This window comes from Pseudomonas agarici (genome assembly GCF_900109755.1).
GTDB classification, from domain to species: Bacteria; Pseudomonadota; Gammaproteobacteria; order Pseudomonadales; family Pseudomonadaceae; genus Aquipseudomonas; species Aquipseudomonas agarici.
Genome location: NZ_FOAR01000002.1, coordinates 141919 through 154038, shown reverse-complemented (window position 1 = coordinate 154038; position 12120 = coordinate 141919). Strand labels below are relative to the sequence as shown.

Sequence of the window (12120 nt, the reverse complement as noted above, 5' to 3'; positions counted from 1 at the left end):
TTCAATCAGCCTTATCCGTAGAGCGAGCAGTAGGGGTACGACGGGAAACCGGCATGACATGCGCCGATCCACTGTTCAGCGCGATCAGCAGCGCTTGCAGCCAACGCCCCAGCAAACTGAAGAGATCACCTGCGCCGACCTGACGGTTGGCGGTTTTCAGGACACGCCCCAAACACGCATCGTCGTCACGGCTGGACGGCGAGGCCCTGAGCATGTCACGCAGAGACTGTTCAAACGGATCGTGCATACGCACCTCTCGGAATGTCTTGGAAAGACGCGATCAGAATTTCCCGAGTCACATCAAACATGTTTTACAGCCAGCGCAAACGGCGAAACAACCACCATTGGCCAAGCGCCAGGGCGGCGATCAACAGGCAAGCGATGGCAAATCCATAGGGGTCCTGGGACCCTGGAATCCCGCCGACATTGATTCCCAGCAAACCAGTGAGAAAACTCATCGGCAGGAAAATCCCGGTGATGATCCCGAAGCGATACATGATCTTGTTCATGCGCACGTTCAGACGCCGGTCTTCGGCCTCAAGCACCAGCCCCAGGCGCTCTCGAGTCAATTCGAGCTCTTCCAGATAACGGGTCAGGCTGTTGTTCAACTCGTTCCAGTAGTCGGCGTCGTCGCTGGCAAACCAGGACAACCTGATGCGCGTCAGTTGGCCAAAGATATCCCGCTGCGGGGCCAAAAAGCGTTTCAGCCCGACTGCCCGGCGGCGTATCTGTACGATCGCCCCATGCTCGGGACTATACCGTTCGTCGGCATCTATCTTTTCCTCCTCGTCATCGACCACTTCCGACAGGTCGCTGACCAGATCCTGAACCTTCAGCGTCAGGTATTGGGCCAGGTAGAGGATCAGCTCAGAGGCGGTTTTCGGCCCGTTGCCCGCCTCCAACTGGACCAGCAGTTCATCGGTCGCGCGCAACGGTCGCAAGCGCAGGGAAATCACCCGCTGGGCCGAGGCGAAGATGCGCACCGAGACCATGTCCTCGGGCTCGGCGCCTGGATTGAGGTTGACCCCGCGCAAAAACAGCAGCAATTCACTCTCTGGCAACGGCAACAGGCGTGGGCGGGTGTTTTCCTCCAATAGCAGGTCGCAGCTGAATTCACTCAGGCCACTGGATGCACGCAACCAGGCCTGGGTTTGCGGGTGGCTGCGATCCCAGTGCAGCCAAAGACTTTCCTGCGGCCGCAACTGCAGATCGTCCAGCTGCGTCCGAGCAATCGAGCGCGCACTGCCCTTACCATCGAGAACCAAGGCATGGACCAGCCCCCATTGCGCGTTGTCTTCCTCGAACATCCTTACTCCTGTAATTCCATTTCGAAAAACTACTCAGGCATCTTCAACGGACTGGCTGAGACGATCACCCCGTTGTTGTCCGCATAGACATATTCGCCCGGACGGAAGGTGACGCCGGCAAAGGTGACCGGCACGTTCAGGTCGCCGATGCCGCGCTTGTCGGTCTTCATCGGATGGCTGGCCAGTGCCTGCACACCCAGGTCGGTTTGCGCAATCACATCGACATCGCGGATGCAGCCGTAGATCACCAATCCTTCCCAGCCGTTCTTCGCCGCCCTCTCAGCCAGCAGGTCACCGAGCAATGCCCGGCGCAGCGATCCACCGCCATCGACCACCAGCACCTTGCCGGCGCCCTTGAGTTCGACCTGATCCTTGACCAGCGAGTTGTCCTCGAAGCACTTGATGGTCACGATCTCGCCACCAAAGGAGTCTCGACCGCCGAAGTTGCTGAACATCGGCTCAAGCACCTGCACCTGCTCCGGATAGGCATCGCATAGGTCGGGAGTGACGTAATGGTTCATGGGTAAACTCCTGTAGGTGAGAGAACACGATCGTTGTGTCGACCCTCTAGTGGCCTGTACGGTGAGTTCGTTAGCTCAAGCTCGGATGCCACCCGTCCATGGCCAAGGCGCTGTGACCCGGCTAGCCGGGCTATGGCAAGCAATGGCAACACCGGCCAGGGGCGGGTGGCGCCGAAACTGACTCATAGAACTCACCACACAGGCCACTAGAGCAGCTTGCTTAGAGAAGCGCTCCCCCGAGCGGATGTTTGGACGATGACCCAAAATGCGCAATGCCGCTTATCTTAGCCGCTACCACTTCGAAGCGAAATGCCCTTCTTAGAGCGTTTGCTGAACCTAGTAGCCGATAAGGTAGCAACGCCGGCACTGGCTGGTGGCGCCGAAATTGACTGACAGAACTTGTCACACAGACCATCAGACTGACTCAGACCGCAATAAAGACGGCTGATCACGCAACCAGTCGGCCACCAATGGCCAGACTTCGGCTTGTGCCGGTTTGCTGACCAGCATCTGGATATGACCGAAATCCGAACCGAACCCGGCCTTGCGCCCCAGACAGATAAACCGCTTGAGTGGCGAGCCTATCTGCTCGTACAACTGACGACAGGCCCAGTCCGGATCCTGGCGATCACCCGCGGCACTGACCGCCAGCACCGGTACGTCGACTTGCGCCAGGCCCTCCCACCAATTGTGTTCTTTATCCCCGAAACGTCCGCACAAGCCATGCCAGCGCAGACTTTCAAGGGCCAGGCCGATCGGCTCATCCTCCGGCCCACGCTTGAGACGTGAGCCGGACAGGTGGGTGAAGGACTTGAGCAGCAAGCGTGCGCTCCACTCCACCGGGGGAATCTTCAACGGCCAATAGATACGACTGACCTGGCAGCCGAACAGGGCCACCGAGGCCACGTCCGGCGCCCTCAGATGCTGACCACCGAGGGCCGCCGCCAGGGTGGTGCCGCCCAGGGAATGGCCGATCCAGTGGGGCACCTGCCCGCTCCGCTCGCGGACAAAGGCGGCGATGGCCGGCAGATCGTAGCGCGCATAGTCGGCCACGCGGTTCTTGCGATAATCCTGATTGCGCGCGGACAACCCGTGCCCGCGCATTTCCGCGATCCACACATCGAATCCGGCACGCGCCAGATAGGCGCCCAGGCCGATGCCCTTGGGGGAATACCAGAAACGCCGGTTGGAAAAACTACCATGCAGAAGAATGACCGGCATGCCACGCACTTGCAGTTGATCGGCCAGGCCCAGACGGGTCACCGCCAGTTCAACCGTACCATCGGGGCTGTTACCCGGTTTTAAACGATAGACGTCTTCGCTCAGATCACCACAACGCTCGGCGCTGAGCAAAGCCACGGGAAAAAGATGACTGCTGCTTTGCATAATGCTCTTGCACAAAAAAGGGCGACTCCTGTGTGGCCTCGCCCTGCACATATAAAAATGCCTGCCAGCTCATAAAGCCGGCAGGCATTTCATTTCACTTGAATCAGGCCTGAGTCTGAGCTTCAGCCAGGAAGAACCAGGTTTCCAGTACGCTATCGGGGTTCAGGGAAACACTCTCGATACCCTGCTCCATCAACCAGCGCGCCAGGTCCGGGTGATCGGAAGGACCTTGCCCACAGATACCGATGTACTTGCCGGCCTTGTTGCAGGCCTGGATGGCATTGGACAACAGCTTCTTCACCGCCGGGTTACGCTCGTCGAACAGGTGCGCGATGATCCCCGAGTCGCGATCCAGACCCAGGGTCAGTTGGGTCAGGTCGTTGGAACCGATGGAGAAGCCGTCGAAGTACTCGAGGAACTCATCGGCCAGGATCGCGTTGGAGGGCAGTTCGCACATCATGATCACGCGCAGGCCGTTCTGACCACGGGCCAAGCCGTTGGCGGCCAGCAGCTCGACCACCTGGCTGGCTTCGCCGAGGGTACGGACGAACGGCACCATAATCTCGACGTTGCTCAAGCCCATCTCGTTGCGCACACGCTTGAGCGCGCGACACTCGAGTTCGAAGCAGTCACGGAACGATTCGCTGATATAGCGCGAGGCACCACGAAAACCCAACATCGGGTTTTCTTCTTCCGGCTCGTAGAGCTTGCCGCCGATCAGGTTGGCGTATTCGTTGGACTTGAAATCCGACAGCCGCACGATGACCTTTTTTGGCCAGAACGCGGCGGCCAGAGTGCTGATGCCTTCGACCAGCTTCTCGACATAGAAACCGACCGGGTCGTCGTAGCCGGCGATGCGCTTGTCGACGCTGTCCTTGATTTCCTGCGGCAGACTGGCGTAGTTCAGCAGCGCCTTGGGGTGCACGCCGATCATGCGATTGATGATGAACTCCAGGCGGGCCAGGCCCACACCGGCGTTGGGTAACTGCGCGAAGTCGAAGGCGCGGTCCGGGTTACCGACGTTCATCATGATCTTGAACGGCAGCTCGGGCATGGCATCGACGGAGTTCTTCTTGATATCGAAGCCCAGTTCACCTTCGAAGATATAGCCGGTATCGCCCTCGGCACAAGACACGGTGACGCCCTGGCCGTCTTTCAACAGTTCGGTGGCATTGCCGCAACCCACGACTGCGGGAATCCCCAACTCACGGGCGATGATTGCCGCGTGGCAAGTGCGCCCACCACGATTGGTGACAATGGCGCTAGCACGCTTCATCACCGGCTCCCAGTCCGGGTCGGTCATATCGGAGACCAACACATCACCGGCCTGAACCTTGTCCATCTCGGACACGTCCTTGATGATCCTTACCTTGCCGGCGCCAATACGCTGGCCGATGGCGCGGCCTTCCACCAGCACGGTGCCGGTTTCCTTGAGCAGGTAGCGTTCCATGACGTTGGCCTGGGTACGGCTCTTCACGGTTTCCGGACGAGCCTGGACGATATACAGCTTGCCGTCGTCACCATCCTTGGCCCACTCGATGTCCATTGGGCACTTGTAGTGTTTCTCGATGATCATCGCTTGCTTGGCCAGCTCGCTGACTTCGGCATCGCTCAGGCAGAAACGCGCGCGGTCGGCCTTGTCGACATCGACGGTCTTGACCGAACGACCGGCCTTAGCCTCGTCGCCGTAGATCATCTTGATCGCCTTGCTACCCAGGTTACGACGCAGAATGGCCGGACGACCGGCTTCGAGCGTGCCCTTGTGAACGTAGAACTCATCCGGGTTCACCGCGCCCTGGACGACGGTCTCGCCCAGGCCGTAGGCGCCGGTGATGAACACCACATCACGAAAGCCCGACTCGGTGTCGAGGGTGAACATCACCCCGGCGGTGCCGGTTTCCGAACGCACCATGCGCTGCACGCCAGCGGACAGGGCCACCAGCTTATGGTCGAAGCCCTGATGCACCCGGTAGGAAATGGCACGGTCGTTGAACAGCGAGGCGAACACCTCCTTGGCCGCACGAATGACGTTTTCCACGCCACGAATGTTCAGGAAGGTTTCCTGCTGACCGGCGAAGGAGGCGTCCGGCAGATCTTCGGCGGTGGCCGAGGAACGCACAGCCACCGCCATGTCCGGATTGCCCGCCGACAGGATAGCGAAGGCGCTACGGATTTCGGCGTTGAGCTTTTCGGGAAACTCGGCCTCCATGATCCACTGACGGATCTGTGCGCCGGTTTTCGCAAGGGCATTGACGTCATCTACATCCAGCGCATCCAGCGCCGCATGGATCTGATCGTTCAGGCCACTGAGTTCGAGAAAATCACGATACGCCTGAGCCGTAGTGGCAAAGCCGCCGGGGACCGACACGCCGGCACCCGCGAGGTTACTGATCATCTCGCCCAGGGATGCGTTCTTGCCCCCTACGTGCTCTACATCATGGACGCCGAGCTTATCGAGGGAAACTACGTACTCTACCAAGGTGATCTCTCCACTAAACTGTGTTGGAAAAGCTCGGAGCGAGCTGCAGAGTTGCCTGCGACGATCATACTGCGTTAAGAACAGGCTCGGAGGCTCATTAGCGGGCTCAAGTCGGACGCGACTCCAGCCGTTCCTTGCCTGTTCTTACCTTGCCTGATCGCCGCTCGGCGAACGCTTATGCAGACGCTATGTGGCCTGGACCTGGAAAATAAGTGAGAATGCCGACCATTCTGGACTGGCAAATCGCGCCTATCATATCCAAGAATCGTCATCAGCTTAAGGCCCAAGGTGCAAATGAAACGATCTGCTTTCTTTATTTCCGATGGCACCGGCATTACCGCCGAAACCCTGGGTCAAAGCCTGCTGGCGCAGTTCGAGAATATTACCTTCGCCAAGTTCACTCGTCCGTATATCGACAGCGTGGACAAGGCCAGGGCCATGGTACAACAGATCAATCTCGCCGCCGAGAAGGACGGATTTCGACCGATCATCTTCGATACCATCGTCAACCAAGACATCCGTGAGATCCTCGCGACTTCAAATGGTTTCATGATCGATATTTTTTCCACCTTCCTCGCTCCACTGGAACAGGAGCTGAGCGAGCACTCCTCCTACTCGGTGGGTAAATCTCACTCCATTGGCGGCAACTCCAACTACATGGAACGAATCGAGGCAGTGAACTTCGCCCTCGATAACGACGACGGCGCCCGCACCCACTACTACGACAAGGCCGACCTGATCCTGGTGGGCGTATCGCGCTGCGGCAAGACCCCGACCTGCCTGTACATGGCGATGCAATTCGGCATCCGCGCGGCCAACTATCCACTGACCGAGGACGACATGGAGCGCCTGCAACTGCCAGCCGCCCTGCGTGCCCACCAGCACAAGCTGTTCGGCCTGACCATCGACCCGGACCGCCTGACCGCGATCCGCAACGAACGCAAACCCAACAGCCGCTATTCGAGCTACGCCCAGTGCGAATTCGAAGTGCGCGAAGTGGAAAACCTGTTCCGCCGGGAAAATATCGCGCATATCAACTCCACGCATTTTTCCGTAGAAGAGATTTCGGCGAAGATCCTCGTGGAAAAAGGTGTGGAGCGGCGCTTCAAATAACACGACTGTCGTTTGCGCCGGCTTATTACTGCTTGCCGTCTCTCTTCAGAACGCATCGCCGGGCACACGTACCCACCCCTCCATCAGCACCCTGGCACTGCGGCTCATAATGGCCTTGACCACGCGCCATTCACCGTCGGCCAGGATCGCCTCGGCGCCGACACGCAAAGCACCCGAAGGATGTCCGAAGCGCACTGAACTGCGCTCGCCACCGCCCGCCGCCAGATTGACCAGGGTGCCGGGAATCGCCGCCGCCGTGCCGATAGCCACTGCCGCCGTGCCCATCATGGCGTGGTGCAGCTTGCCCATGGACAATGCCCGCACCAGCAGATCAAGCTCACCCGCCGCCACCGGCTTGCCGCTCGAGGCGGTATAGCTGGCTGGCGGGGCGACAAAGGCAACTTTGGGCGTGTGCTGGCGCTGAGCCGCCTCGTCGATATGGGCGATCAGGCCCATACGCAGCGCACCATAGGCGCGGATCGTCTCGAACATTGCCAGGGCCTTGGGATCGCCATTGATATCGCCCTGCAACTCGCTGCCGGTGTAGCCGATATCCGCCGCATTGAGGAAGATGGTCGGGATACCGGCGTTGATCAGGGTCGCCTTGAAGGTACCCACACCCGGCACGTCCAGGTCGTCCACCAGGTTGCCGGTGGGAAACATCGAACCGCCCGCACCCTCCTCCTCGGCCGCCGGGTCCATGAACTCGAGTTGCACTTGAGCGGCGGGAAAGGTCACGCCGTGGAGTTCAAAATCGCCGGTTTCCTGAACCTCGCCCTCGGTGATCGGCACATGGGCAATGATCGTCTTGCCGATATTCACCTGCCAGATCCGCACCACCGCCACACCATTACGTGGAATACGTCCCGCCTCCACCAGACCCGCATGGATGGCGAACGAGCCGACCGCCGCCGACAGGTTGCCGCAATTACCGCTCCAGTCGATAAACGGCTGGTCGATCGACACCTGGCCGAACACATAATCGACATCGTGATCAGTCGTGAGGCTCCTGGACAGAATCACCGCCTTGCTGGTGCTGGAGGTCGCCCCGCCCATGCCGTCGATCTGCTTTTCATAGGGGTCTGGGCTGCCGATCACTCGCAACAACAGCGCATCCCGCGCGGCACCTGGCAATTGCGCCGCTTCCGGTAGGTCGTCGAGGTTGAAGAACACGCCTTTACTGGTGCCGCCACGCATATAGGTGGCGGGAATCTTGATTTGCGCTACGTGGGCCATAAAAGCTCCTGCGGAGTCTGAACACCTATTTTTGATCGTTGCCACGCCAGCGTGGCAACGATCGTCCTCGTCTAGCCGGCCAGAAAGTCCTGGGCAAAACGCTGCAAGACCCCACCGGCCTCGTAGATCGAAACCTCTTCGGCGGTGTCCAGACGGCAAGTCACCGGCACCTCGACACGCTCACCGTCGCGGCGCCGGATCACCAGGGTCAGGGTCGCCCGCGGCGTGCGCTCGCCGAGCACATCGAAGGTCTCGGTACCGTCGATAGCAAGGGTCTTGCGGTCGGTTCCCGGCAGGAACTCCAGCGGTAACACGCCCATGCCCACCAGGTTGGTGCGGTGGATGCGCTCGAAGCCTTCGGCGGCAATCGCCTCGACCCCGGCCAGACGCACGCCCTTGGCCGCCCAGTCACGGGACGAGCCCTGGCCGTAGTCGGCACCGGCAATGATGATCAACGGCTGCTTGCGCTGCATGTAGGTCTCGATGGCTTCCCACATACGCATGACCTGGCCTTGCGGCTCGACCCGCGCCAGGGAACCCTGCTTGACCTTGCCGTTTTCCACGACCATTTCATTGAACAGCTTGGGGTTGGCGAACGTCGCGCGTTGCGCGGTGAGATGGTCGCCCCGGTGGGTCGCGTAGGAGTTGAAGTCCTCTTCCGGCAGGCCCATTTTTGCCAGGTACTCGCCAGCCGCGCTATCGAGCATGATGGCGTTGGACGGCGACAGGTGGTCGGTGGTGATGTTGTCCCCCAGCACCGCCAGCGGGCGCATACCCTTGAGCGGTCGCGCACCGGCCAGGGCGCCTTCCCAGTACGGTGGACGGCGGATATAGGTGCTCATCGGCCGCCAGTCGTACAACGGCTTGACCTTGGGGCCGGTGTCTTCGTGGATGGCGAACATCGGGATATAGACCTGGCGGAACTGCTCGGGCTTCACCGACGCCTTGACCACCGCGTCGACTTCTTCATCGCTTGGCCAGATGTCCTTGAGGCGGATTTCCCGGCCCTCGGCGTCCAGACCGAGCACGTCCCTCTCGATGTCGAAGCGGATGGTGCCGGCAATCGCGTAGGCCACCACCAACGGCGGCGACGCCAGGAAGGCCTGCTTGGCATAGGGATGGATACGTCCATCGAAGTTGCGGTTGCCGGACAGCACGGCGGTGGCATAGAGATCGCGGTCGATGATTTCCTGCTGGATCAGCGGGTCCAGGGCGCCGGACATGCCGTTGCAAGTGGTACAAGCGAAGGCCACCACGCCAAAGCCCAACTGCTCCAGTTCCTTGGTCAGCCCGGCTTCGTCCAGGTACAGCGCCACGGTCTTGGAACCCGGCGCCAGCGACGACTTGACCCATGGCTTGCGGGTCAGGCCCAGTTTGTTCGCATTGCGGGCCAACAGACCGGCGGCGATCACGTTGCGCGGGTTGCTGGTATTGGTGCAACTGGTGATGGCGGCGATGATCACCGCACCGTCGGGCATCTGCCCCGGCACATCGCTCCACGGGCCGGCAATGCCTTTGGCCGCCAGATCGCGAGTGGCGACACGGGCGTGAGGGTTGCTGGGACCTGCCATGTTGCGCACCACCGAAGACAGATCGAACCGTACACCGCGCTCGTACCGGGCGCTCCTGAGGCTGTCGGCCCACAGGCCTGTGTGCTTGGCGTAGCTTTCGACCAACCGCACCTGTGCGTCTTCACGGCCAGTCAGTTTCAGATAGTCGATGGTCTGCTGATCGATAAAGAACATCGCCGCAGTAGCGCCGTACTCCGGTGCCATGTTGGAAATCGTTGCGCGGTCGCCCAGGGTCAGTGCGCCGGCGCCCTCGCCGAAGAACTCCAGCCAGGCACCCACCACCTTCTGTTGACGCAGAAACTCGGTCAGCGCCAATACCATGTCGGTGGCGGTGATGCCCGCTTGCAGCTTGCCGGTCAGTTCGACGCCGACGCTTTCCGGCAGGCGCATCCACGACGCCCGGCCGAGCATCACGCTCTCGGCCTCCAGACCGCCGACACCGATAGCGATCACCCCCAACGCATCGACGTGAGGCGTATGACTGTCAGTGCCGACACAGGTGTCCGGGAAGGCCACGCCATCACGCGCTTGGATCACCGGGGACATCTTCTCCAGATTGATCTGGTGCATGATGCCGTTGCCCGGCGGGATGACATCGACGTTCTTGAAGGCCTTCTTGGTCCAGTCGATAAAGTGGAAGCGGTCTTCGTTGCGCCGGTCTTCGATGGCGCGGTTCTTGGTAAAGGCCTGCGGGTCGAAACCGCCGCGCTCCACGGCCAGGGAGTGATCGACGATCAACTGGGTCGGCACCACCGGATTGACCTGGGCCGGGTCGCCGCCCTGGACCGCGATGGCGTCGCGCAGCCCCGCCAGGTCGACCAGGGCGGTCTGGCCGAGAATGTCATGGCAGACCACACGTGCCGGGAACCAAGGAAAATCCAGGTCGCGCTTGCGCTCGATCAATTGCTTGAGGGAGTCGCCGAGCGTCGCCGGATCGCAGCGCCGCACCAGGTTTTCGGCGAGAACGCGGGAAGTGTAAGGCAGGCTGTCGTAGGCGCCGGGCTGGATGGCATCGACCGCCGCGCGGGCGTCGAAGAAATCCAGGTGGCTGCCGGGCAGGCGTTTACGGTATTGAGTATTCATGATATCGGACTCGCTCACGGTAAGGTCAACGACGGGTGCAAAGTCTCTGGAGCCGGACTGTAACCGGTGGCAAGTGGGCTTGCCCACGCTCGACCGCGCAGCAGTTGCAAAACCATTGAACGCGTTCTATATGACACACCGCGCTGTCTGGATTCGGGGTCGCCGCGCAACCCAACGGAGGACAAGCCTGCTCGTCACAAATCGGGCCAGTCACAGCCCCTGAAACGGTTTGCGCCTGCTCGGTCAGCGACGCTCGATTGGCACGAACTTGCGCTGCTCGACGCCGATGTACTCGGCACTCGGACGGATGATGCGGTTGTTCGCACGCTGCTCGAACACATGCGCCGCCCAGCCGGTCAGGCGCGAGCAAACGAAGATCGGCGTGAACAGCTTGGTCGGGATACCCATGAAGTGGTACGCCGAGGCATGGTAGAAATCGGCATTGGGGAACAGCTTCTTCTGCTCCCACATGGTCTTGTCGATGGCTTCGGAGACCGCGAACAGCACGCTGTCACCCACCTCGTCGGCGAGCTGCTTCGACCAGCCCTTGATCACTTCATTGCGCGGGTCGTTGTCTTTGTAGATCGCGTGGCCGAAGCCCATGATCTTGTCCTTGCGCGCCAGCATGCCGAGGGTGCCTTCGACGGCTTCTCGCGGCGAGCTGAAACGCTCGATCATTTCCATCGCTGCCTCGTTCGCACCGCCATGCAAGGGTCCGCGCAGCGAACCGATGGCCGCGGTGACGCAGGAGAACAGGTCGGACAGGGTCGAAGCACAGACTCGCGCGGTAAAGGTCGAAGCGTTGAATTCATGTTCCGCATAAAGGATCAGCGACACGTCCATCACCTTGCGGTGCAGCTCGCTCGGCGCCTTGCCGTGCAGCAGGTGCAGGAAATGCCCGCCGATGGCAGCCTCGTCGGTCACACAATCGATGCGCAGGCCTTCGTGACTGAAGCGATACCAGTAGCACACGATGGCCGGGAACGCGGCCAACAGCCGGTCGGTGGCTGCGTGCTGGCGGGAGAAATCGCCTTCAGGCTCAATATTGCCGAGGAACGAGCAACCGGTACGCATCACATCCATCGGATGGGCGTCGGCGGGAATTCGCTCCAGCACTTCTTTCAGGGCCTGGGGCAAATCGCGCAGGGTACGCAGTTTATCCATGTAGGCACTCAACTGGGCCTGGCTCGGCAATTCGCCGTACAGCAACAGGTAGGCGACTTCTTCAAAGCACGCCTCGCTCGCTAGCTCACGCACGTCATAACCGCGATAGGTCAGGCCAGCACCGGCCTGGCCCACGGTGGACAAGGATGTTTGCCCGGCCACCTGGCCACGCAGGCCGGCGCCAGTCAGTACTTTTGCTTCAGCCATTGCTCTCTCCAATTGTTGAGTTTATTTGGGGCCCGGCAAGTCGGGGGGGGCCA

9 protein-coding genes are annotated in these 12120 nt (G+C 60.7%); 1 reads left to right on the top strand and 8 read right to left on the bottom strand.

The window, feature by feature from the left end; translation table 11 throughout:
- Window position 1: 1 nt before the first annotated feature.
- The 5 genes from BMX68_RS02350 to ppsA all read right to left on the bottom strand — a co-directional run bounded on the left by BMX68_RS02350 (window position 2) and on the right by ppsA (window position 5693).
- Window positions 2-247: a hypothetical protein gene (locus BMX68_RS02350; RefSeq protein WP_017134238.1), complete on the bottom strand. Its 246-nt coding sequence runs from the start codon at window positions 245-247 to the stop codon at window positions 2-4.
- Between the two features lie 64 nt (window positions 248-311).
- Window positions 312-1307, bottom strand: coding sequence for a divalent cation transporter CmaX (cmaX, locus tag BMX68_RS02345; protein WP_017134239.1), 996 nt, complete (start codon window positions 1305-1307; stop codon window positions 312-314).
- A 29-nt stretch (window positions 1308-1336) separates the two neighbouring features.
- Window positions 1337-1828: a ribonuclease E activity regulator RraA gene (gene rraA / locus BMX68_RS02340; RefSeq protein ID WP_017134240.1), complete on the bottom strand. Its 492-nt coding sequence runs from the start codon at window positions 1826-1828 to the stop codon at window positions 1337-1339.
- A 414-nt stretch (window positions 1829-2242) separates the two neighbouring features.
- Window positions 2243-3214, bottom strand: coding sequence for an alpha/beta fold hydrolase (locus tag BMX68_RS02335; RefSeq protein ID WP_017134241.1), 972 nt, complete (start codon window positions 3212-3214; stop codon window positions 2243-2245).
- Window positions 3215-3317: 103 nt separating this feature from the next.
- Complete coding sequence (gene ppsA / locus BMX68_RS02330) at window positions 3318-5693, bottom strand: phosphoenolpyruvate synthase (protein ID WP_060783854.1); 2376 nt, start codon at window positions 5691-5693, stop codon at window positions 3318-3320.
- Window positions 5694-5987: 294 nt separating this feature from the next.
- Between ppsA and ppsR the strand changes: the two genes are divergently transcribed.
- Entirely contained in the window at window positions 5988-6806 is an 819-nt protein-coding gene (ppsR, locus tag BMX68_RS02325; RefSeq protein ID WP_017134242.1) for a posphoenolpyruvate synthetase regulatory kinase/phosphorylase PpsR, read from the top strand.
- A 45-nt stretch (window positions 6807-6851) separates the two neighbouring features.
- On the opposite strand, the gene prpF is transcribed toward ppsR, so the two are convergent.
- The 3 genes from prpF to prpC form a co-directional block, all read right to left on the bottom strand.
- On the bottom strand, window positions 6852-8042 hold the full coding sequence (gene prpF / locus BMX68_RS02320; RefSeq protein ID WP_017134243.1) for a 2-methylaconitate cis-trans isomerase PrpF: 1191 nt from the start codon (window positions 8040-8042) through the stop codon (window positions 6852-6854).
- A 71-nt stretch (window positions 8043-8113) separates the two neighbouring features.
- Window positions 8114-10696, bottom strand: coding sequence for a Fe/S-dependent 2-methylisocitrate dehydratase AcnD (acnD, locus tag BMX68_RS02315; RefSeq protein WP_017134244.1), 2583 nt, complete (start codon window positions 10694-10696; stop codon window positions 8114-8116).
- Window positions 10697-10939: 243 nt separating this feature from the next.
- Window positions 10940-12067: a bifunctional 2-methylcitrate synthase/citrate synthase gene (gene prpC, locus BMX68_RS02310; RefSeq protein ID WP_017134245.1), complete on the bottom strand. Its 1128-nt coding sequence runs from the start codon at window positions 12065-12067 to the stop codon at window positions 10940-10942.
- Between the last annotated feature and the right edge of the window lie 53 nt (window positions 12068-12120).